The 20658-nt window shown below is 64.8% G+C and carries 23 protein-coding genes; all 23 read right to left on the reverse strand.

Annotated elements, in window-relative coordinates; genetic code table 11:
* Positions 1-50: 50 nt before the first annotated feature.
* Entirely contained in the window at positions 51-800 is a 750-nt protein-coding gene (locus tag MKP15_RS09825; RefSeq protein ID WP_011347563.1) for a TIGR03747 family integrating conjugative element membrane protein, read from the reverse strand.
* Positions 797-2989 (reverse strand): type IV conjugative transfer system coupling protein TraD, encoded by a 2193-nt coding sequence (traD, locus tag MKP15_RS09830; RefSeq protein ID WP_046934842.1) that lies wholly within the window; start codon positions 2987-2989, stop codon positions 797-799. The genes MKP15_RS09825 and traD overlap by 4 nt, the downstream gene beginning before the upstream one ends.
* A 4-nt stretch (positions 2990-2993) precedes the next feature.
* A complete protein-coding gene (locus MKP15_RS09835) occupies positions 2994-3533 on the reverse strand; it encodes an integrating conjugative element protein (protein WP_011347565.1) in 540 nt (179 codons plus the stop codon).
* Positions 3530-4120 (reverse strand): transglycosylase SLT domain-containing protein, encoded by a 591-nt coding sequence (locus MKP15_RS09840; RefSeq protein WP_240212590.1) that lies wholly within the window; start codon positions 4118-4120, stop codon positions 3530-3532. The genes MKP15_RS09835 and MKP15_RS09840 overlap by 4 nt, the downstream gene beginning before the upstream one ends.
* Positions 4102-4827 carry a TIGR03759 family integrating conjugative element protein gene (locus MKP15_RS09845; RefSeq protein ID WP_240212591.1) on the reverse strand — a complete coding sequence of 242 codons (726 nt, stop codon included), beginning with the start codon at positions 4825-4827 and terminating at the stop codon, positions 4102-4104. Before MKP15_RS09845 ends, MKP15_RS09840 begins: the two co-directional genes overlap by 19 nt.
* Positions 4828-4839: 12 nt before the next feature.
* On the reverse strand, positions 4840-5466 hold the full coding sequence (locus MKP15_RS09850; RefSeq protein ID WP_240212592.1) for a hypothetical protein: 627 nt from the start codon (positions 5464-5466) through the stop codon (positions 4840-4842).
* A complete protein-coding gene (locus MKP15_RS09855) occupies positions 5463-6062 on the reverse strand; it encodes a PilL N-terminal domain-containing protein (protein WP_240212593.1) in 600 nt (199 codons plus the stop codon). Before MKP15_RS09855 ends, MKP15_RS09850 begins: the two co-directional genes overlap by 4 nt.
* Positions 6063-6250: 188 nt before the next feature.
* Positions 6251-7369, reverse strand: a complete 1119-nt coding sequence (locus MKP15_RS09860; protein ID WP_240212594.1) for a hypothetical protein — start codon at positions 7367-7369, stop codon at positions 6251-6253.
* Positions 7356-9542 (reverse strand): c-type cytochrome, encoded by a 2187-nt coding sequence (locus tag MKP15_RS09865; RefSeq protein ID WP_240212595.1) that lies wholly within the window; start codon positions 9540-9542, stop codon positions 7356-7358. The genes MKP15_RS09860 and MKP15_RS09865 overlap by 14 nt, the downstream gene beginning before the upstream one ends.
* A 336-nt stretch (positions 9543-9878) precedes the next feature.
* Positions 9879-10565, reverse strand: coding sequence for a hypothetical protein (locus MKP15_RS09870; RefSeq protein WP_240212596.1), 687 nt, complete (start codon positions 10563-10565; stop codon positions 9879-9881).
* Positions 10566-10676: 111 nt separating this feature from the next.
* The gene (locus MKP15_RS09875; protein ID WP_240212597.1) at positions 10677-12956 is read right to left on the reverse strand and encodes a helicase-related protein; all 2280 of its coding nucleotides are present in this window, start codon (positions 12954-12956) and stop codon (positions 10677-10679) included.
* Positions 12957-13091: 135 nt separating this feature from the next.
* Entirely contained in the window at positions 13092-13397 is a 306-nt protein-coding gene (locus MKP15_RS09880) for a hypothetical protein (RefSeq protein WP_240212598.1), read from the reverse strand.
* 90 nt (positions 13398-13487) lie between these two features.
* Complete coding sequence (locus MKP15_RS09885) at positions 13488-13808, reverse strand: methyltransferase (protein ID WP_205169323.1); 321 nt, start codon at positions 13806-13808, stop codon at positions 13488-13490.
* A gap of 50 nt (positions 13809-13858) precedes the next feature.
* A complete protein-coding gene (locus MKP15_RS09890; RefSeq protein WP_345778732.1) occupies positions 13859-14992 on the reverse strand; it encodes a DUF6094 domain-containing protein in 1134 nt (377 codons plus the stop codon).
* Positions 14993-15032: 40 nt separating this feature from the next.
* Positions 15033-15683 (reverse strand): hypothetical protein, encoded by a 651-nt coding sequence (locus tag MKP15_RS09895; RefSeq protein ID WP_240212600.1) that lies wholly within the window; start codon positions 15681-15683, stop codon positions 15033-15035.
* A 76-nt stretch (positions 15684-15759) separates the two neighbouring features.
* Positions 15760-16020 (reverse strand): hypothetical protein, encoded by a 261-nt coding sequence (locus MKP15_RS09900; RefSeq protein ID WP_011347578.1) that lies wholly within the window; start codon positions 16018-16020, stop codon positions 15760-15762.
* 16 nt (positions 16021-16036) lie between these two features.
* The gene (locus MKP15_RS09905; protein ID WP_240212601.1) at positions 16037-16444 is read right to left on the reverse strand and encodes a hypothetical protein; all 408 of its coding nucleotides are present in this window, start codon (positions 16442-16444) and stop codon (positions 16037-16039) included.
* A gap of 101 nt (positions 16445-16545) precedes the next feature.
* The gene (locus tag MKP15_RS09910; protein WP_010894230.1) at positions 16546-16869 is read right to left on the reverse strand and encodes a hypothetical protein; all 324 of its coding nucleotides are present in this window, start codon (positions 16867-16869) and stop codon (positions 16546-16548) included.
* A 94-nt stretch (positions 16870-16963) separates the two neighbouring features.
* Positions 16964-17653 carry a DUF3275 family protein gene (locus tag MKP15_RS09915; protein WP_011347581.1) on the reverse strand — a complete coding sequence of 230 codons (690 nt, stop codon included), beginning with the start codon at positions 17651-17653 and terminating at the stop codon, positions 16964-16966.
* A gap of 57 nt (positions 17654-17710) precedes the next feature.
* Positions 17711-18628, reverse strand: a complete 918-nt coding sequence (locus MKP15_RS09920; protein ID WP_041855054.1) for a DUF3577 domain-containing protein — start codon at positions 18626-18628, stop codon at positions 17711-17713.
* Positions 18629-18993: 365 nt separating this feature from the next.
* On the reverse strand, positions 18994-19347 hold the full coding sequence (locus MKP15_RS09925; RefSeq protein WP_011804748.1) for a DUF3085 domain-containing protein: 354 nt from the start codon (positions 19345-19347) through the stop codon (positions 18994-18996).
* A gap of 79 nt (positions 19348-19426) precedes the next feature.
* On the reverse strand, positions 19427-19648 hold the full coding sequence (locus tag MKP15_RS09930; RefSeq protein ID WP_011347584.1) for a hypothetical protein: 222 nt from the start codon (positions 19646-19648) through the stop codon (positions 19427-19429).
* Positions 19645-20457, reverse strand: coding sequence for a GTPase (locus tag MKP15_RS09935; protein WP_240212602.1), 813 nt, complete (start codon positions 20455-20457; stop codon positions 19645-19647). The genes MKP15_RS09930 and MKP15_RS09935 overlap by 4 nt, the downstream gene beginning before the upstream one ends.
* Positions 20458-20658 lie beyond the last annotated feature (201 nt).

Consider the following 20658-nt stretch of genomic DNA (forward strand, 5'->3'; position numbering starts at 1 on the left):
GCCTTTTAGGCCGCAAACAATAGGAACTCGCGCATGCCCGGATTGATGACCTAGAGGTACTTCTTGAAGCTCCCCGCGGTCAGGGAGACCGCCAGCCCCAGCAAGGCGGCGCTCGGCAGCAGGATCAGCAGCGGATGCACCGAGATCGGCAGCGCGAGGTACGTGACCCAGGGCAGCACGGCCAGCGGCATCAGGCTCGCCTTCGCACGGTGGTAGATGAAGCCGGATTCCCGGCCCGCGCCGAACCGGCGCACGTCGCGCCGCACCAGGCCGTCGATCAGCCCGACAAACGCCGCGGTGAAGATCAGCGGCAGCGTGAGCACCAGGATCAGAAGGCGCACCAGGAACGTGAGCGTCGTGAAAGCAGCGGCGATCAGGTAGCTCTCGGTCCAGACATAAACCTGGCTGATGTAGTAGCGGAAATTGTGCGTCTGTCCCTGGCTGGGAGCGCGGGCGCGTCCGGCGGTCTGGCTCATGCGTTCCAGCAGACCGGAGCGCACGAATACCCATTCGTAGCCGGTGTCCACCAGCTCGTGCGCCGTGCGCCCCGGCTCCTGCACGACCACGCTGCGCGTGAAGTGGCTGGACAGGTGCCCCAGTTCGTACTGCAACATCTCCTGCGAGTGCCGCCAGCCCTGGTCCTTCCAGAACAGGTGCATGCCGACGCACTCCACGACGATCGAGAACAGCAGCGAGCCGATCAGTACCCCGAGCAGCCGGAACGGCAAGGTGATGGTGCCGACGATCAGGCCCTGGCGCTGGTTCTGCTCCCTCTGCGCAGTCGAGGCGGCGTCCTTCATTGCGAGGCCTCGTTGCCGGCGCCATCGTCGCTGACGGTGGCCACCGCGGGAGGTTCGGCCGGAGCGGCGTCATCCAGCAGGTCGTCGGGCAGGCCTGTCTCCTGCAAGGCCGGGGAGCTGGTGAACTCCCACCACTGCGTCGCTTCGCTGTAGCTCTGGCGCATATACCCGGCCAGTTGCTGCAAGTCTGCCGGCATCACCTCGTCCGGGTCCGGCGCCGGCAGCGGCATGCGCACTTTCCAAAGCTGGCCGCCCTGCAGCAGCGCGAAGCACTGGCCCTTGGGCAGGCCGACGACATGCGACGGCTCGATCATCGGCACGCTGGACATGCTGATGCGGTCCTGGGTGTTCGACGTGAAATCCGTCGCCCCGCGAATGTCCGAGCTGTCGGTCGCGCCGCTCACGATGGTGGTCGTATAGACCTCGACCTTCGGCAACTGCCTCGTTAGGAGTTCGGCCGTCGCGGTCTCCCTGACCCTTAGCATGAACAAATTGTTGAAATTTCCGATCACCTGACCGGCCTTGGCGCGGTTGCCGATGCGGGCCTCGATGTCCGAGAGGGTCTGCGTGTAGGCCGTGACTTGCAGGCCGGCACCGCCGCCTTTGTTGATGAGCGGGATGAACTCGTCGCCCATCAACTCGTTGAACTCGTCGGCATGGACATTGATCGGCACGCGCGCACCGGCCGATGCTCCCGGCAGGCCATCGTCGATCCCGTGCTTGTAGATGTGCCCGGCGACCGACACGAGATCGCTGAACATCGAGTTGCCCACCGCTGCGGCGACCTCGGCGTCGGACAGCGCGTCCAGGCCCACATAGACGATGGCCCTCTTACGGATGATCTGCATCCAGTCGAAGATCGGGCGCGGGTCGGTCAGGTCGGAATAGTTCGGGGCCAGGAGCTGGGCGATCTTGCCGCTTGTCAGCTTCTCCAGCAGCGGAAGCAGCGATGCGACGATCTTGTCGAAGTACGTCTTGTCGTAGCGAACCGCCGAGCGCAGGCCATCCAGCACCGGGTCGTAGTTGCGCGCCTGCGAGAGGTACTGCTCCAGCGCCACCACGCGCTTCTCGCGCCCGATCATGTTGCGCGGGATGTTCTTCTCGTTGAGCTTGGCCTCGATCTGGACGATCACCTCCCAGGCCTTGGGCTCCGTCTTGGCGAAGTAGTGCTGGGCGTACTCGATGAACAGCGCGTCGATGTTGATGACGTGCCGCTGGATCAGCATGTAGTCGGGCCGCTGTCCCAGCTCCACCAGGGCGCGGGCGATGATGTTGACGAATCGCCACGCAAACTCTCGGAAGGCGGCTGAGTTGCCTTCGCCGGAAAGCTGCCCCGCGACGCGGGTGGCCACCTCGCTGATGCGGCCGAAGCGGCCCACGGCGTTGTAGCGCGCGGAAATGTCCGGCCAGCCCAAATGGAAGACGTAGAACTCGCGCTCGCGGCCCGCTCGCTTGGCCTCGACGTACATCCGCTTGAGCAGGTCCGCGTCCCCCTTGGGATCGATGACGATCACGACCTCGTGCTCGTCCGCGGCGTTCTTGCGCCGGATGTCCTGGGTCACGAACAACTCGGCCAGTCGCGTCTTGCCTACGCGCGTAGTGCCCAGCACCAGCGAGTGCCCGACGCGCTCGCCCAGCGGCAGGCTGACGTCCACCTCGTCGGGTTCGATGCCGTGCAGGCGCGGCAGGCCGCCAACAGGCGGCAGCGGCCGCACCGGGTTGAAAGGCACGTCCCAGCCGGTGAGCGCAGGCAGCCGGGACAGCGGGAACGGGGCGAACTCCAGCCGTTCTTCCAGGCGACGCGCCAGCCGGTAGGCCGGTGTCGGCTCGGCGTAGCGGCGGAACTCCGGCCGGTACGTCTGCATGAGCCTATGGGTATGCTTCTGCTCCCACAAGAACCCACGCCCCACGAACAGCCGCTGCTGGCTGACCGGCACGTCCCTGCTGGTCATCACGTAGCGCGGCAGGCGGCGGATGTTGCGCCGGTAGCGCAGGATGACCCGGGCATCGCGGTAGCGGATGGCGCCGTAGGCCCCGAACGCCAGCGCGCTGCCGACGCCCATGGCGGGGCTCAGCGCGAGCGACCAGGGTGCCACCAGGGACAGAAACGCGGCGCCTGCACACGCCGCGACGGTATATAGCTCCACCGCTGGGCGAAGCAGTACCTCAACTGGCTGTTTCCCCGACATGGCTTCATTGCTCGATGCCGGTGGCCGTGATCAGCGCCGGGTAGTGCTGCAGGCCCAGGCGCTCGGCCAGGTCGTCGCCGGACACGGGTGCGAGCGGCACGCCGGGCACCAGGGCGCGCAACCGCGCCAAGGCCTGCACGGTCTCGATGTTGACCACCAGGCCGACCGCGCCGCGCTCGCGCAGCGCAACCGCACGGCGACGCAGCCAGGCCCGGGAAGTTTCGTCGTCGCCGACGACCACGAAAGGCCGCAGACCCGGAGCCTCGATGACCCGCTGCGCGACGGTGCCGGGTGTGAGCTTGGCGCTGCGTACCGGCAGCATCGCGGCCTCGTCTGCCGGCGTGGAGGGAACCTGGGGCATCGGGATCGGCGGCCGGGCCGGCGCTCCGGCGCGCGGCTGGAGGTTCAGGGCTTCGTAGTACGGCAGCGCCGCCGCGCCGCCCCGGTCTTCGACCACGATCAGCGGCTCGCCGGCACGCGAGGCCAGCGGCAGGCCCGCCAGCAGTACGAGCAGACCCCGAAAGGCCAGATGGGATGTCGTCATGGGGATGTCTCCTGGCGCGCGGCGAGGGCCGCGGCGGCTGGGCGCACGCCCTGCACACGGGCAAGGTGGCGGGACACGCTACGGCGATAGCGGGCAGCGGGTTCACCGCCCGCGGGGCGGTGGTAGCGGCCGATCGCCAGCAACCAGTCCTCGCCGGGGGCGTGCTGTTCCTTCAGGATCTCGGCAGCGGTGGCGAGGTTGCGGTACGGGTCGAGCAAGTCGCACGCATTGGCGTAGCGCCGCTGGTGATAGCCGAGGTTGATCTGGCCCAGGCCCGCGTCGATGCGCGTGTGCGGCGTGGAGCGCATCGCCTGCTGGAGACCTGTGCAGGCATCGGCGCGCGTGGCAAAGCGGCGCGACTGGCCGGCGACGTTGAGGGACCACGGCCACGGGACGGTGCGACCGTTGCGGCGGATGCCGCTCTCCTGCAAGGCCACGGCGTAGAGCACCGTCGAAGGGATGCCTGCTCGCTGGGCGGCAAGCTGGTAGGCCGGTGGCGGAACCTCCTGGGCCTGGGCTACGCAGGCGCACAAGCCAGCGACGAGCATCAGTGCGCGCAGGGGGACGGCTACGGCTGGCGCTGCCATTGGCCGTTCACCTCGCGCACGACCGCGGGCAAGTCGCCGGGCAGGCCCAGCGACAGCCAGCGGCCGCCGTCATGGTTCAGCGTGATGGTGCCGCCGCGCACGCGCGCAGGATCGACGTTCGCGCGCTTGGCCCAATCGCGGATGCGCCCGTCGTCCTGGCGGCTACCCACCATGTACAGGTCGAACTCGGTGCCCGCCGATTGCAGACGCTGCACGAGCTGGTCGCAGGCCGCGCAACCGTCCTTCACGAACACCGCCGTGCGACCCGAGCCGCGCGTGGCTCCGGCCGCTGGCTTGTCGTCAGGCAGGTTTACCCGTTGCATGCCGGGGTTCAAGCGCTGCCAGGCCTCGTCGTAGGCACGCTGATAGGCGAGCAGCTTCTCCACGCGGCGCGCTTCGACTTGCACTTGCAGTTCGGCATAGCGCCGCCGTTCTTCATCGGTGCGGGCCTCGATGCCCAGGGCCGACAGCGGGTCCAGGTTGGGCGAGTAGATGCCCAAGGGCCCGTCCATCAGTTCGCGGTAGCGCGCCCATTCCTGTGGTTGCAGCCCCCAGTCGCTTGCCACCCGGTCGTCCAGGGCGCGGGCGGCCAGCGGGCGCTCCTGGCTCTGCGCATTGCGGGCGGGAGCGGAGGTGGGCTGCTGGGCCCAGGCGGGCCACTGGGCCGAGGCCAGCAGGAACGCGGAGAGGATGATCGACGGCTTCATAGTGTGCTCCGATCAGGGAATCGCCACGCGGCGGATTTGGGCGCCGGCCTGGAACACCGCGGTGCTGCCCTCGACGGTCTGCAAGCGCCACGGGCCGACCGCATCGCCGGGCAGCAGCACCTGGAGCTGGTCGGGCGTGAAGTCCCCGCCGCTCGGCGCGACGGACACGCTGCGCTGGCCGGCGCGCAGTTCGGCACTGACGATGCGGAACGGGAACGGCGGTGGTTCGGATTTGGCGGCGGGCTTGCTCGGTGCGCGAGCCGCGCGCGCAGCGGTCTGGCGCGTCTTGATCTGCTCGACCTCGGCGCGCAGTGCCTGAAGATCGTCGGCAGCGGCGTAGCCGCTGAGCGATTTCTCGACCTGGGCCGCGCGTGCTTCCAGGATTTGGCGGGTGTCTTTGAGGTCTGCCGCCGTGGCGACGGCCGGACGCTGCTGGATGGCCTCGACGGCCTCGGCCAGGCCTGTTGCCTGCGCTTCCAAGCGTTGCAGGCGGGAATCGAGGCGATCTTGGTCGGCCTGGTCGTTCATGGCCTGGTAGCCCAGGGCCACCAGAACACTGAGGCCGATCAGCCAGAGCCACATCAGGCTCTGCACCATCACGGCGGCCGTTGAACGGTGGGCGGGCTGCGGGGCGTTCATGGCTGACCTTCCGATGCCTCGGGCACCAGCGGGAACGTCTGCACCGCCTCGGTGGCGGGCGGCGCGGGTACGTTGTCGGCGGTCATGCTGTCGCCGGGCCGCTCGAAGCAGATTTGCCGCGCGCGGTCATCCGCGTGCAGTTCCCAGGCCGGACCAGCCAGGGTGAGCAGCGCATCGCGCAGGGTCATGGGGCCGAGGTGCAGGTGCGCCGCCGGCAGCGGCAGGGTGTACAGCTCGATCACCGCGTGCGCCGTCTGGCACAAGCCGTAACCGCTGCGCTTGAGCACATGCCGTAGCCCGTCGCCGACCGTGGCGCGTGCATCCTCGGGCATCGACACGTCGATGGTCTGCAACAGCAGGTCGCGCTGCGCTGCTGTTGGTGCCAGTTCCACGAGGGTGTAGCGGTCGTAGCGCACGACGGGGATGTACTCGGGCGCCTCGGGTACGGGCGCGGCCGAGACTTCCTCGATGGTGTCGGGCGCGACCGGCGCGCTCGCCGTCGCGCAGCCGCCAGCCAGCACCGACCAAAGCAGGCCGAGAAAACCCGCCAGCAGGCGGCGTTCGGGATGGTGAAACCAGGGGGGAGAGGGGCACATGGCTCGGCGTCCTGAAACATCGAGCCCTCACCATCGCCGCTCAAGCGGTGCGCGGCAGCAAACAATACGATCTGCGGATTATCCGATTATCGGCATGCCGTTAGTGACGGCCGGGTCGCTCCCCTAGGACAGAAGCCATGTCGGGTGGATCAGAAGCCCTGCGCCAGCGGCGGGTCATGATCGTCTGTTCAGAATGCGAGTTGCGTCCACAAGCCTGCCTCGTGACTCTCTATCCGCACGTTCGCCATCTCCTGCAGCACGCGCTTGCCTACTGCTGCCAGACGCAGGTGACGATTGGGTTTCCACTCCACACCGATCACGTGGTAACGCTCCTGCATGCGTGGGTCGATGTCCAGGCTCATGCGAGTCATGTCGTGGCGGGTGAACAGCGCATACCGAGGGGTGATCTGGTGGCTCGCCCATGCCGACCATCCACGCTGGTCATCGTCACCGGGCTTGGTGACCCGGGTCCAATTGTCGGCGTGGAAATACTGCCCGCCGATGCGTCCACGTTCGCCGACCCAACTGGCCATGGCATTCCAGCGCCGCGCGGTGTGCTCGCGCGGTTTGTGACCGGCATCCTGGGCGCGGGTGCCGCGGTAACCGCCCACTGCCAGCTCTAGGCGTTTGCCTGGCGTCCAGCCGAGCCTCATCTCAACATCGGCCCGCTTGCCCAGGCGAGGTCGCTGGAAGCCCGCGCCGGTCACGATCGATGCGGCATAAGTGAAATCCCCACGCACATACTGGACGTGCGCTCCGTAGTCTGCCGGTGCGCCCATCTTGGTACGTGCGATCAGGCCGGCATCGATGTAGCGGTAGCCTTCACGCATTGACTCCTGTTGAATCCATGCCGTCGGCGCATTACCCAGACGTAGCCAGCGGCCCTTGCCGAAGCTGCGCTGCAGGTAGGCATGGCGCAGCCACACGTCGCTCGGATCGTCGTTGCGCAGCCACTGCACGTCGGTCGTTACCTGCGCTGACCAATTCTGATTGAAGCGATGGTCAAGGGTAATAAAAGTGCGCTTCAGATCCAGCGCCGGGTCTTCGTCAGCGCTGGTCACGTCGCCTCGGTCGAGCTGGCTGGCGTTGATGAATATTTGCGCCGACACGTCGGTGGCAGGTGCCACATTCACTGCCAGCGCCGGTGCGCAGGACAACATCAGTACCGCCGACAGTGTTTTCCAAGGAATGAGCCGGACTGATTCTCCCCTGGTCTCGGTTGCTGCGCGTGGCATGCCTTCGACTGCATGCGACCCATAGGGTGCGTGCAGCCCCATATGTCTATCAACACCCTTAATAGCGCGCATCAGCGGGCTTCTTATCGTTGGGCCAGTCCTTACCCTTGGGCGCAAAATCCGGGCGATCCATGTGGGTGAAATATTCGGCCACGTCCACGGCCTCCTGGTCAGTGAGCCCTCCTTGGCCGAGTGGGAAATGGGTGCCAAATGCGATGGGCATGTTCCGCTTGACGAAGGCCGCCGCTGTGTAGGTGCGGGCCATGCCGGCGCCGATGTTGAAGGACTCGCCGCCCCACAGCGGTGGATAGACCATCTCGCCCTTGGCGTTCCTGACACCTTCCCCGTTCGCGCCGTGGCACAGCGCGCACTGGGCGGCATAGATGCGCTTGCCGTTCTCGGTGTTGGGGATGAGCGTTTGATCGACCTTGCCCACGCCGCGGCCTTCCACCTTGTCTTCGGGCTTGGTTTCTCGCTTCATCCAGTCGAAGTAGGCGACCATCGCCTTCATCTCGTCGCTGGTGATGGGCAATGGCTTGCCGTGCATCGAGCGCTGGAAGCATCCGTTGATGCGCTCTTCCAGCGTGATGACGCGACCTGCGCGCGAGGCGTAGCTGGGGAAGAACGCGGAGACCCCGACATAGGGCGAGCCGTCGGCCACCGTGCCGGCATTCAGGTGGCAACTGGCGCAGTTGAGCTTGTTGCCCACATTGTTCGGCAGCATGCGCGCCGTGTCGATGTTCAGGCGTGCCCCCAACACCAGTTGCTCCGCGTTCTTTTCCTTGAGCATCTCTGCCAGGCGCGGTGTCTCGAACGGACGGTGATTGTCGGCGGTGGCGTCAAGGTGCTTGCGGGCGCGGCTTACTTCGCTGGCTCTGATTTCATGAGCGTCGGCCCGTCCCCAGGCGCGGCGTGTGAAGTTCAGGATTTCGGCGATCTCCTGGTCACTCAACTGCGCGAACGAAGGCATCGTCAGTGGCCGTGCATGACTTTGCGTGACCGGCGCCTGCCAGCCCGTCAGCATGATGTGGATCAGCGTGGCCGGGTCCTGCGATTGCAGGGTGTTGTTGCCGGCCAGCGACGGGAACGCATTGGGTACACCATCGCCGTTGGAGCGGTGGCAGTCGGCACAGAATTGCAGATAGCCAAGGCCACCGCGCGTAGTGAAGATGTCACCGGGCACTTCGCCGGGTTTGGCCATGCCACCAGTCCGGTACGGTGGGATGCCAGACTCCGGGCCCTGGGCGAGCTGCATGGGTAGGTCGTCCTCGCCGGGCGGCAACGATTTCAGAAAGATGCCGATGGCCATCAGGTCGTCGTCGGTCATGTACTGGGTGCTGTGCTGCACCACATCCACCATGTTGCCGGAGACGGTGCCGTGCTTGTTGCGTCCGGTCTTGAGCATCTCGGCGGTTTCCTCCGGGGTCCAGAGGTTGCGCAGACTCAGAGCACGCCAGCCTTCGACGGTTTCACCGGCCAGGAACAGGTGGCCGGCGGAGCCCTCGCTGGTCATGGTCTTCTCCTGGAAGCCAACGCCGCGAGGCGTGTGACAGGCACCGCAATGGCCTAGCCCCTGCACGAGGTACGCCCCTCGGTTCCACACCTCATTCTTGTCCTGCACAGGCTGGAAGGGTTCGTCTTCCAGGAACACCGCGTTCCAAAGCGCCAGCCCCCAGCGCTGGTTGAACGGAAAGCCCATATCCGAAGGCCGATTCGCTTGTTCGACGGGCGTGACGCCGTGCATCAAGTAGGCATAAAGCGCCTTCATGTCGTCCGGCGTCATCTTCGCGTAGGACGGGTACGGCATGGCCGGATACAGGTTGTGACCATCGGCCGCCACCCCAAGGCGCATGACGCGGTCAAACTGCTCCAGGCTGTAACCGCCGATGCCCGTGACCTTGTCCGGCGTGATATTGGTGGAATAGAGCTTGCCGAAAGGCGTTTCCAGCGCAAGGCCACCTGCCATGGGCTTGGAAGGCTCAGACGTATGGCAGGCAACGCAATCGCCCAAGCGCGCGACGTAGCGGCCCTGTTCAACCAGCTGGTGCTGCTGCGGGGTCAACTCGGTCGCGCCGCTGACCGGGAGACCATCATCATTCACTGCGACACGGGAAGTGCGCGTGTTGAACACGGCCACCGCCAGCCATATCAAAAATACCGCTCCCACCAATGCGACCGAAAGCATCAATAGGCGGCGCTTCCTGCCGGAAGGATGTGTGGATTCGAGAAGGTGCCTCTTGGCCATTGCGAGCATCCATTGACGTCCAATGACTGAAGTATGGGTGCTGGCCGAATTTGTTTGATTGATCTAAATCAATCGGTAAGTTTATGATTTATATTGAAAAATAAATCCCTGATAGATTATTTCATATGTCGATTAGTTGAAAATTAAGACTCGTTCTTTATCGTTTTAATGGCTCGGTGGAAATAAAGGCGGCGACTGGTTGTTTTCTTTTCCGATGCGTCGATGGGTGATTGAAATATCTTCTGGTTTGCTGCGGGACATAACTCCTGGTCTGCATCCGCGTGTCAAAAAAACAGGCCCCGAAGGGCCTGTGAAAACGCACATCGAACTTGCCGATCAAATCCGAGCCGGCTTCAGGCCGGGATCGACCTGCGCCAGTTGGGCGTGCGACCAGCAGCGCACGAGCTGCCCGTTCTCGCCGAGGGGCCGATTCGCCACGGCCGCCGAATGCTCGTCGGTGTCGCTGGTGTCGTAGCAGACAACCTTGATCTCGCCGCTGTCGCAGCGAATGGAGTGGATCTGGCCGTCGGTCATATCGACTACGACGACCTGCGGGACAAGGCCCAGTTCGCGCGCTGCCGACACGATGGCTTCCTGTTCGGCCATATCAAAGCAAACGAACGGTCCTTCATACCCGGATTCCTCGGCCAGTGCTTCGGCCTTGTCGTAGTGGACACCTAGGTCGTATTCCTCCTGGGTGGCGCTGACGATGAATACCGGCATGTCGGGCATGCCCGAAGCGTTGACGCAGGCGACCACGACTGGCGTGCCGAAGTCACTACGATGCGTGACCGCGGTCGATACGGTGGCCGCAGCCTCGTCGCCGTCATCCAAGCCCATGCGCTCCCGCATTTCGGAGACGAACGTCTCGGGAGGCATAAGACCGTAGCGCGCCAAGCGTGCCGGAACATCTTCTGCGCACAGGTTTCCGTCTTCGATGCGCTGTCGCAGGAAATCAGCGATCTCGGCTTCCAGTTTCAGGCGGGCGCTGACGGTTTCGGAGGATTGGGTGTTGGTGCTCATGGAAATCTCCTTGAGATAAAAAGCGCAGCCACGTACACGGAGACCGTGAACGTGGCTGCTAGGTGGGAACAACGGAAAGCCGGCGGCGCTAGGCTGGCGTTGGCGTGGGGATCAGGCGGCGACCAGTTGCCGGGCCAATGCAACCTCGACGGAATCACCGTCCTGGTTGAGCACATCCAGGCCCGATTCGGGCACGTCGCCCGAGGTGGACTGCGAGACCATGATCTTCTTGGCCATCAGCTCCAGGCAGGTCATCTGCGAGGAACCGGCGTAGCCGAGGTAGATCACGCGCACCGGCTGTTTCTGTCCGATGCGCCAGGAGCGGCGTGCCGCCTGCTGGAGCGAGTACACGTTGTAGCCCGACTGCATGAAAACGATCGTCGGGAAGTCCAACAGGTCCAAGCCCGTCTTGACCAGCTCGGGGTTGGTGATGAGCACGTCGATGCCACGGTCAAGTTGCTCGGCGATCCAGTCCTCGCGGCGGCTGGCGTCCACGCTTGCGCGCAGCACCGCCACCCGAAAACCCTCCTGCTCCAGCAGCACCTTCAAGCGCGATGTGGTGTCGCGCGTGCCGGTATAGACCGTGTACGCCAAGACCTTGCGGCCCTGCGCCTTCTCTTCCTTGCAGATGTCGATCAGCTCGCGCTCTTTCGGCGTCACCTCGAACTCGTTGAACTGAGCCGGGACGAACGCCAAGGTGTTGCGCGTGCGCGGATGCACCACGGTTTCCGACCGGAAGCAACAGTCCGGCCAGGCCAGCAGCACGTTGAGCACCACGCCCAGCAGAGTCGTATCGCGTCGCGCCAGAGCCTGTTTCAGCTCCGCGGTCAGCCGACCCGCCAGGTCGCGGTAGGCCGCGGCTTGCGCCGTGTCCATTGCGACTTCACGGAACTCCTCGTCATACGGCGGCAGGACGTTGCCACCGATGTCCTTGAGCTTGAGGAAAATCGTGAACGGCAGGATGCACCGCAAGACCCCTTTCGGCCCGAAGCCGGGAGCCTTGACCGTGCGCACCGATACCTTGGTGCCCTTGGCCGTCTTGTGCGCCGTGCTGGCGCTCTCGGAGTAGATGTCCTTCAGGACGCCGTGATCGCGCATGAACGCCATCGCGGCCGAAGTCATGCTCCCACTCGTGCTCGGGCGGTAGCCGTCTTCGATCATCCGTCCAGGCAGTGCCCGGAACAGCAGGTGGAACAGGTCGTCGCCGTAGCCGCCCATCAACGTGCCGGTCAGCAGCAAGGTCTTGCGAGCCTTCGCCGCCAGCACGCCCATGGCCTGGCCTTGGGCGCTACCACCGTTCTTGTACTCGTGCGCCTCGTCGGCGATGAGCAGGTCGAACGTGCCCTGTGGCAGGTAGCGCTTGATGAACTCGGACGGCTGGTAGCCGCCTTCGCCGAAGCCGAACTCCATGTTGGCCATCGCACGCTCCATGCGCGTGGCCTGACGGTCGGAGAACACCAGCTCGCCGTTGCCGTCCATGAGGTTGATGAACTCGTGAATGTTGTCGCCGAGCATCGACGCGAGGAACCCGTCGCCGAACTTCTGCATCAGCCTCTGCGCAGTGACTTCCCCGATTGTCGGGATGCGCTTCAAGGCTTTCAGCACGGCCGAGGACTGGTCGCTACCGGACAGGCTGCGCGGGCGGACCAACGTCCACAGGGGTGCGGCGCAATGGCTGCACTTCCTGCGGTACTCCTCGGCTTCGAGCGCTACCGGATTGACCGGCTCGCCGTCGAGGTCGGTGATGACCGTGCCGCAGTCCGGGCATGCCGCCACGTGGCCGTGGCGGGTACGCCGCTGGGTGAAGACGGGTTTCCAGTGGAACCCCATCCGCATCCGCACGCGCCCCAGGATGAAGAACTCCTGGCCCGTGGGGTGTACACCCAACTGCTCGCGCAGCTTGATGAGTTTGACCAGCGTATCCGGTCCGTTGAGCACCCAGACCTTGGCACCTGCTACGGTTTCCTGGATCTCACGCCGCCACTTGTAAACAAGGTGCGGTGGCGAGAGAACCAGGGTGCGGCGGTAGCCTTCGGCGTTGAGCACCGCGGCCGTGGCGATGCCGACGGTCGTCTTGCCGCAGCCCATCTCGCCGTTGACGATCGCAGCGCGTTCGCCACGGTCGATCAGCAATTCGGCAGCGGCGTGGACAACTTCGGCCTGGGCCGGGAACAGCTTGCGCTTGAGGCCGGCGACGATGAGTTGCCGGCGCGTCTGTGGCTGGCCGTTATAGACCGGCGGGTTTGCGCTGTTGAGGGCGTCGAGCAGTTCGTCGCCGAATTCGCCGACGAAATCCTGAAGGCTCAGGGTCAGAGGGGAAGATTCCGCATCGAGCAGTTCGCCCTGTACGGGCGTGGCTTCAGCGGCGGTGGTTTCGAGATCGAGGGACATGGTGATGCTCCAAAGAAAAATGGGGCATGCACCACCCCCAGCGGGGCAATGGCATGCCCCGCAGTGGGAAGGAAATCGGCACTTGGCCGAGGTGGTCGAAGTTGCCGGCCGTGGCGGCCTGCTGGTGAATCGTGCTCAGTCTTCGGACGACAGCACGATGGCGGTGACGTTACGGCCTCGATCCGTGATGATGCGGATGGCGAGCCCCGGGTGGATCTCGTAATGCGATTCCAGCGGCGCACCCGATTGAAGTGCAGTGGTATTGGCTTGCCATTGCTGAACGCTGACATCACCCCAGTCGCCACGAGCGTGCCGTCTGAAGTACGGAATCGGGTCCAGATAACCCGCTTGCATGAGGCGATTAACGCTTCTACTGAATATGAGAGCACCGATTGGGAACGCCAGCATTTGGCTATAGGTTTCGATGCGATGTGATGCCATGGCCTCCTCCTTGATGAGTCATTGAGCCACGACACTCCTGACGGAGTGAAGTAGCTCCGTCAGATGGATGAAGTTGACGAGGCAGCTCCTTCAGAGCATGTCGCGTTCTTCGGGAAGCTGGATCACCGTGGTCTGGTGGTCCTCGCTGGTCTTGACGATCAACACCAGTTCGGGCGTGATCCTGAAGTGGGAGATCATCAGATCGTCCCCACGGATTGCGACATCGTTGGCTTGGCGGGTGGCCTCGTCGGTCTCGCCCCAGTCACCGCGCACATGGCGCTGGACAAGAGCCAAGGGGTCGATCAGGCCTTTGCGGGCCAGCCAATGCACCTTCTCGCTCAACTGCAACGTACCTGGTGCGAACAACGGTTGTTTCTGCGGCGCGGGCCGCTTGAACAGATTGGGGAACATGGTGTTTCTCCTTCGATGTGGTACAGCAGGACGACAGCGCGTCCGATGGATTAACGGATGGTCAGAACCTCGCCCCGTGTAGCGGAGCCGGGTGTCATGTCCCACGCGCGGATAACAGGCACGAACTTGTCGGTGAGGATGCGGGTCTCGGCGACGGAACCGTCTTCGCGTTCGGTGAATTCGCGTTGAAGCGTCTTGTCCTTGTGGGTGTCACCTTTGACGACGAGTACGCGCCCGGTCTTGGAGCGCACAACCCCCGAGATCGCGCCTGCGGCCAGGGCCAGGGCGAGATGCCAGTGGGACAAGGCGCGCGCCGGCGGACGCAGCGACTGCTGCGCGGCCCCCAGGTGCGTGTCCTGCGACGGCCAGAGGCCTTGCAGCCGGCCGACTTCATCGGCGAACTGCTCCGGCTCCATCGTCACGCGGAAGAAATGCTCCGGCTCGGCCGGACTGGAGGGAACGATGTACGGCAGGAACGGCCATTCGCTCGGCAGTTCCTCGGCTTCGACTTCGCCAAGCCCAACCTGCAGCAGCAGATTGCGCACGGCCTTGAGACCATCGGGTGCCAGCTCGCGCTGACGCACCCTGCGGCCGAAGATCACCACCTGCTTGAACTGCGTCTCCACCGCTCGGTAGATCCGCAGGTCCGTGTAGTGGCGTGTCAGCCAGCCGACCAGCTCCGCATCGAGCACGTAGCCGGGGACGATGAAGACCAGCACGCCGCCATACTGCAGCAGCGACAGGCTGCGCTGGTAGAACAGTTTCTCGAAGCGGGGACGGCCCTGGCCTTGATAGCCGATGTTGCCGTTGACGTCCTTGGACAGATCGCCATACGGCGGGTTGAGCCAGAGCAGCCCGAAGGACTGCTTGGAGATCATCGTGTCCATCAGGTCCGCGTGCAGGCAGTGATCGACCAGGCCGCGGGCATGGCGTGCCCGTTCCGCGTCGAACTCGACGGCGAACGCCTTGGCCTGCTGGCGCCCGAGGGCATGAGCGGCTTCAGCGATCGCCACGCCTTCGCCGGCGCAGGGATCGAGGATGCACATCGGCCCATCGCTGGGCATCAGTGCGTTGAGGGCTCTTTCGAGCGTGGGTTCGTCGGTCGGGTAATACCCGTTCTTGGCGAAATTGCGGGCGAGCCGCGGGAACATGAGGGCCATGGAAGTCTCCTGGTTGGCGGGGATGAAGTGCGAGAGCACGCCTTGGCGTGCTCTCGCGGGTGGGTCAAGCCGCTACCGCTTCCGGCGTCCAAATCTTGGCCGGATACGGATAGGCGGTGAGCACGTCACTGCGGATCAGGGAGCCCAGCGCCAGGGTCAGCGCCGGCACGTCGATGGCGAGCCGATGGCCTTCCAGCGGCCCGAGGGCGAACGGAAGACGGGCCAGCATCTCGCGGGTCTGTAGCAGCTCCAGCACGGTTTCGCGCCAGTGGTCGAGCAGCGGCAGTGGGCAGGTGTCCCGTACCAGCATCCACAGGCGGTCAAGCCGGTGGGTGCTGCCCTTGGGCAGCAATGCCAGTGCGCTGGCGTTGGCCTTGTCGGGCTTGACGCAGCGGCGGTCGAACAGCCATACGTTGGACAGCGAACCGAACAGCGTTCGCCGGTAGGCGCGGGTCATGCGCTTTTCCAGGCGATCGACGTTGCCGACGAACACCGGGACGCTGCCGCCCTGGTCGGTGATGACGTGGAACTGGTCCAGGCCCTGTTCGTCGCGCCCGAGGGTCAGACGAGCGAGGAACTGCTGGACGGCGGTGTCGCGCGCCCAGATCGACAGGAAGATCAGATTGCCCTGATCATCGCCGACGCAAGCGTCGGCCATCACGTCGGAGCATTCGTCGATCCGATACAGCGTGGTGGAAGAAGTGTTTGCGGGCATGGTGGTGTCCTCGGATGAACGGGAACAGCACCGCCCGCTGGGGCAAGTACTGCCCCAAGGGGTGGAAGAAAGCCGCTCAGTCCGGCTCGAACTGCCGGGTGTGCGGGTTGAAGTGAAGCGCCTCATCTACCGAAGTGATTGGCGTGAAGCCCTCCAGGTAGATGTTGTTGAGGTACTGGTCGCGGTAGGTCAGTGCCTGCCGTGCCTGTTCCTCGGTGAGGCCGTTGCTGATGAAGTACTCCAGCATTTCCTCGTCGGAAGAAACTTCGTCGTTGGACAAACTCCCTTCAACGAGCTTCAGCAGCGAGGGCGGAAGCGCAGCCAGGATCGGGTCCATGTCGGTTCCTCCTGGCTCAGGCCATCAGCGCTGCGGTGGGTGCCGCAGGTGCCGTGGGTGTGCGCCGACGCGCGTGGTAGGCGCGAACGCCTGCACGCCAGTCGGCGGACTGCTCCGGTGCGAGGTCCAGATAGGACAGCGGGCACGTGTAGTAGTACGGGTGCATGGACTCGTCCAGTGGCTTGTAGCCCCACTGGTTGCCGCTGCGTTCGAGCAGATCGCAGCGGATGTAGCGCAGGGATTGGCCCGGCGCCAGATGACGATGCACACCTTCGACCTTGGCCGTCACTTCCGCGACGGACCACAGGACGTTGCCGCGCAGCGCGTGGGCGATGACCCTGACGCTGGCGCGCTCGGTCTCCTGCGGTGCGATCAGTTCCGCGATCAGTTCAGACCGCGATTGGGGGGAGAAATACCAGCCCATGAAAGGCCTCCTGAAGAATCGAGCCGGAGGCCTCCCCGTGGGGGGAGAGCCCCCAGCGGGTGATGGAATGCCGCGCGTGCGGCGATGGAGTCCGGTGCGGACTAGGAACCGCAACCGGCTGGGCAGTAGCCCAGTTCGATGCCATGGGAGCAGTAGCCGTTCGCAGCGTTCCACTCCTGCGTTTCCTGCCGTTCGGCAGGTGTTGCGTAGTCCCATTCCTGGGTCGCGATTTCCAGGGCCTGAGCCCGCTGGCTTTCCGGCAACCGACTGGCTTGCGCGTCGATCTCCGAACTGAAAAGCGTGACCCAGTGATCCCAGGACAGGCCGCAACCACGCTGGGCGTGCTCGGCGGCCGTCTTGCAGACAGCGCGCCACGCGGGTTCGTCCAGCGTGGAATGAGGTGCATCGCAAGCGATGGTGGACATGATGGAGACCTCCAGAAGAAAGCCGGAGCCTCCCCCGCATGGGGAAGGAACCCCGGCGGGTGGATGAAGAACACCGCGGATGCGGCGTCTGCGATCACGCAGGTTGCAGTTCGGCCTGGCGGCTCCACTCCTGCGTCTTGAAGTCCAGCGCGTAGCCCAGTTCACCCAGGCGGGCGATCTGCGCGCGCAGGGTGCGCCGGTCGATGGTCGAATCCAGTTTCACGGACTCACCCAGCGGCCAGAGCAGCCCGAACAGTGCGGCGTCGCCATCTTCGGTGCTGCCGGGGGCAGCCGCCGCAGCGGGCGTCGGCGCATCCACGCCGAAAGGCGTGGTATCGACCATCGGGTCCGCGGACGCCTGCACGGATGCGGGCTTGGCGGGTCTGGATGCCTTGGTGGACTTGGCCGGCGTTGCCGCAGGCTGCGCCCCCAGTTCTTCATCGAGCGGATCGATGTCCTGGGTGGAAAAGCTGCGAATATCGTCGCGGCTCAGTTTGTCAACGCCGAAGAGCGTCATGCCATCCAGGTTGCAACGAATCTCGAACTTGATGCCGCCCCGCATGGGGATCGGGTTCGGAAAGATGTAGCGGATCACGAACTCCCCGTCGTACTTGCCTTCGGGGTATTGCTCCAGCTCCGCGTCCTTCACCGCGAAGTTTCCGATAGGAGTGACGAGGTAGCCGACGCAGAACGGACCATTGCGGCCGTGGATTGTGCGAATCGAAAGCTGGCCTGATACGACGATGGGCAGTGCCGATCTTGTGGATGCCGATGTGGCTGCCATGATGGTTCTCCTTGGGGAATAGGAAAAAGGCAAGGCCCCGTGAGGGGCCATGCCGGATCAGAACGAAGCAGCCAATGCCGGCTCCTGCTCCTCGACTTCACCTGCGGGCTCGCGCTCGGCGGGCTCGACAGGCTGGTCGGCAGCGGTTTCGGCGGCAACCTCGGCTTCGGGCGCGGGTGCGTCCTCGGCTTGCGGCGCCTCGGCTTGCGTCTGGCTCGTCGGATAGACCTGGGTGCCGTCGATCTTGATGAGACCGATGTGGACCAGCGTCGATTCCAGGCTCGCTCCCGGTTCCCCGGCGCGCTCGCCCTTGGTGCGGATGTACGGATCGATCTTCATGTCGTTCAGACGGAAGGCGATCAGCACCTTGCGGTCCCCTTCGATGGCCTGCACGCACCGGCGAACCAGGTGCTCGGCTTCAGGGGTGGCGACGATGGTGTCGAAGTACCGATATTCCGGTTCACCGACAGGTCCGGCCAGCGCCGCGACGCAGCACGACAGGAACGGATCGCCATCCTTGGGGGAGACGTCCTTCGGACGGCTGAGGTAGCCGATGCCGCGGGTGATCAGCTCGTGCTGCTTGATCGAAGCCAGTTCGGCCCGGTCAAGCGGCTCGGCCTTCAGCAGTCGCGCCTTCAGAGACGCGGCGGCCTGGCCTTTGTGCTCACCCTTGTCGCGGATGTACGCATCGCCCCAGAGGTCGCCGAGGCGAAAGCGCACCAGCGGCCGCTGCTTGGGATCGTCAACGCCGATGTAGCGCTCGACCAGTTTCTTGGCCTCGGCACCCGAGACCTTGACGTCGAAGTAGCGGTAGCTGGGGTCCTTGGCGGAACCGACCAGCGCGGCGATGGTGCATGCCAGGAAGGGCTGCGCACGGCGGCCGCCCCGGACGGGAACCTCGCGAGCACGCTGGATGTAGCCGATGCCCGAGGTGTGGAGGTCGAAATACGATTTCTCGTTGGACGTGGTGCTCATGGTGAATCTCCATAGGGATGAAGCGGAGACACACCGGCCCCACGCATGCGGGGAAAGGTGCGTAACCCCGCGGTGGGTTGATAAGGCGAAAGCATCCGCCACCAGGACTGGTGGCCGCTCGCGGATGGATGCGGTGCGAGCTGGCTCGGTCACGCAGTGGGAACTGCGCGGCAACCTCGAAGACCGATGGTTGCCTGGCATGTCGCTGACAACGTCAGCAGGCATGGGGTCAGCATGGCCGGGCCTCGCGCGCGCGGCAGCAATCAATCGGCATCCGGGCGTTTCCTTTTTTCCGGGTTGCCTGGTTCCGCCCAAAAGAAAGCCCCCAAACTGGGGGCTTCAAGGGGGACGGGGACATTTCTGGGCTACGCCCATTCCACCGCCGCCAGTGACAGGTACGTCGAGGTGACGGTCAGCTCCAGATCGTCCGAGCTTTGCAGAATGCGGGTGAAAACACGGTCCGTCGGGTCGAAGAACTCGCCGAAGTCGTCGCCACCCAGCTCGGCGCGCGCCAGTTCCCACCAGTCATCGAACGGGTCGGTATCCGGGTTGCAGCCGACGGCATAGGCCAGCAGCTTCACGCGGCCATCGGGGCGGCGCTCCCCGTGCTCGGCGAGGAAGTACACGCCTTGGTCCTTGGCGAGGACAATGCGGCATTGGTTGGCAATGGCCTCGGTCAGCACGGGGCGCATGTCGGAGCCTTTGAATCGCAGTGACATGGTTGATCTCCTGAAGAAAAAGGCCTTCCACCCGAATGGATGGAAGGCCTGTGGGACAAGTCGCCGGTGGGCTGCGGATTCAGCCGTAGTGCCGTAGGGCTTCCTGCCACGGAACGAAGCGCGCATCGCCACCAGTCGAGAACGGAAGGCGCAAGCGCCCGGTCTCTTCCGTCGAGAAGCGCGTCGCCTGGTCGAACGGAACCCAGCCGAACTCGTTTGACCAGAAGCCGGCACCATCGTTGCTGATGGCCGACTCGTTGGGCGAATGCACCACCCAGCAGTTGCTTGTCTCGCACGTCATGCCGCAACCGCCTGGCGTCGCCGGGTGGCCTTGGCGTCGATCACGCTCACGTCGATCAGGCGCCAGCGCCCGTCATCGATGAGCCGCTCCAGCACTTCGCCGAGCATGTCGAAATAGACCTCGTCATGCCGATCGACCAGTGCGCCGTCTCGATGCAGTTCCACCACGTAGGTGTCGCCGCCGCGGTCGTAGAGGATCGTCACCTGGCCCTCGAACTTCGCGGTCGAGACCGTGAAGCTGATCGCCGGAGGCGTCTCGATGATCTTGGACGGCTTGGGATCGACCCAGGTGAAGTCGCGGGCGCCCGCGTCGACCAGCATGTGGGTGATGCACCGGAACCCGTCGGGCGCCGGCATTTCCTCCAACTGCTGGATGAGCTGGCCCAGTTCCATGCACTGCGGCTCGGGGATGGGAAGCTTGGCCGGCGCGGAGCCGAGGATGTGCGTCTTGATGGTGTAGGGTCTGCCATCTGACGTGTACTCGGTGCGCTCTTCCGGCGTGTCCGCGCGCAGGCCGTCGAAACGGCGCCGTGCGTAGGGCTGGACATGCACCTTGGCACCCTCGCTGGGAACGGTGGTGACCAGGTTGGGATCGAGCACCGCGAACTCGCTGGGCTTGAGCTTGACGACGATGGCGTCGTCGTTGGCCGCGACCACCTTGCCGTCGAAGGGCTGGGGATCGATGGCGAAGCCCAGCGTCGAGGACTGCGGCTGATCATCGAACACGCGGTACTTGAACGACCGCACGTTGCGGGGCACATGGCCTGCGACAAGCGAAGGCATCATGGATTTGATGAGGGAACGGTCCATGGGAATCTCCTTGAGGAAGAACAAGGGATTCCCCGCCCGCAAGGGAGAGGTCCCTTGTGGGTGGATGGACGCGGAGCGTCCGTAGGAAGAAACGACCAGCACGGTTTCCCGCGCTTGCAGCCTCGAAGGTCTCGGCTGCCTGGGCATGTGTCGGCAACGCCGACGAACATGGCGCAAGGATGGCCCTGGGCCGGGCTACTC

Source organism: Stenotrophomonas sp. Y6 (assembly GCF_022436665.1).
Taxonomy (GTDB): domain Bacteria; phylum Pseudomonadota; class Gammaproteobacteria; order Xanthomonadales; family Xanthomonadaceae; genus Stenotrophomonas; species Stenotrophomonas acidaminiphila_A.

Bases quoted from the DNA above. Each gene is read 5' to 3' on its own strand.
- MKP15_RS09935 (WP_240212602.1), bottom strand. From the start codon at position 20,457: ATGGACCGTTCCCTCATCAAATCCATGATGCCTTCGCTTGTCGCAGGC.
- MKP15_RS09870 (WP_240212596.1), bottom strand. From the start codon at position 10,565: ATGAGCACCAACACCCAATCCTCCGAAACCGTCAGCGCCCGCCTGAAA.
- MKP15_RS09850 (WP_240212592.1), bottom strand. From the start codon at position 5,466: ATGAACGCCCCGCAGCCCGCCCACCGTTCAACGGCCGCCGTGATGGTG.
- MKP15_RS09875 (WP_240212597.1), bottom strand. From the start codon at position 12,956: ATGTCCCTCGATCTCGAAACCACCGCCGCTGAAGCCACGCCCGTACAG.
- MKP15_RS09910 (WP_010894230.1), bottom strand. From the start codon at position 16,869: ATGTCCACCATCGCTTGCGATGCACCTCATTCCACGCTGGACGAACCC.
- MKP15_RS09930 (WP_011347584.1), bottom strand. From the start codon at position 19,648: ATGACGTGCGAGACAAGCAACTGCTGGGTGGTGCATTCGCCCAACGAG.
- MKP15_RS09885 (WP_205169323.1), bottom strand. From the start codon at position 13,808: ATGTTCCCCAATCTGTTCAAGCGGCCCGCGCCGCAGAAACAACCGTTG.
- MKP15_RS09865 (WP_240212595.1), bottom strand. From the start codon at position 9,542: ATGGCCAAGAGGCACCTTCTCGAATCCACACATCCTTCCGGCAGGAAG.
- MKP15_RS09905 (WP_240212601.1), bottom strand. From the start codon at position 16,444: ATGGGCTGGTATTTCTCCCCCCAATCGCGGTCTGAACTGATCGCGGAA.
- traD (WP_046934842.1), bottom strand. From the start codon at position 2,989: ATGTCGGGGAAACAGCCAGTTGAGGTACTGCTTCGCCCAGCGGTGGAG.
- MKP15_RS09835 (WP_011347565.1), bottom strand. From the start codon at position 3,533: ATGACGACATCCCATCTGGCCTTTCGGGGTCTGCTCGTACTGCTGGCG.
- MKP15_RS09920 (WP_041855054.1), bottom strand. From the start codon at position 18,628: ATGAGCACCACGTCCAACGAGAAATCGTATTTCGACCTCCACACCTCG.
- MKP15_RS09860 (WP_240212594.1), bottom strand. From the start codon at position 7,369: ATGCGCGCTATTAAGGGTGTTGATAGACATATGGGGCTGCACGCACCC.
- MKP15_RS09880 (WP_240212598.1), bottom strand. From the start codon at position 13,397: ATGGCATCACATCGCATCGAAACCTATAGCCAAATGCTGGCGTTCCCA.
- MKP15_RS09915 (WP_011347581.1), bottom strand. From the start codon at position 17,653: ATGGCAGCCACATCGGCATCCACAAGATCGGCACTGCCCATCGTCGTA.
- MKP15_RS09845 (WP_240212591.1), bottom strand. From the start codon at position 4,827: ATGAAGCCGTCGATCATCCTCTCCGCGTTCCTGCTGGCCTCGGCCCAG.
- MKP15_RS09895 (WP_240212600.1), bottom strand. From the start codon at position 15,683: ATGCCCGCAAACACTTCTTCCACCACGCTGTATCGGATCGACGAATGC.
- MKP15_RS09900 (WP_011347578.1), bottom strand. From the start codon at position 16,020: ATGGACCCGATCCTGGCTGCGCTTCCGCCCTCGCTGCTGAAGCTCGTT.
- MKP15_RS09925 (WP_011804748.1), bottom strand. From the start codon at position 19,347: ATGTCACTGCGATTCAAAGGCTCCGACATGCGCCCCGTGCTGACCGAG.
- MKP15_RS09825 (WP_011347563.1), bottom strand. From the start codon at position 800: ATGAAGGACGCCGCCTCGACTGCGCAGAGGGAGCAGAACCAGCGCCAG.
- MKP15_RS09840 (WP_240212590.1), bottom strand. From the start codon at position 4,120: ATGGCAGCGCCAGCCGTAGCCGTCCCCCTGCGCGCACTGATGCTCGTC.
- MKP15_RS09855 (WP_240212593.1), bottom strand. From the start codon at position 6,062: ATGTGCCCCTCTCCCCCCTGGTTTCACCATCCCGAACGCCGCCTGCTG.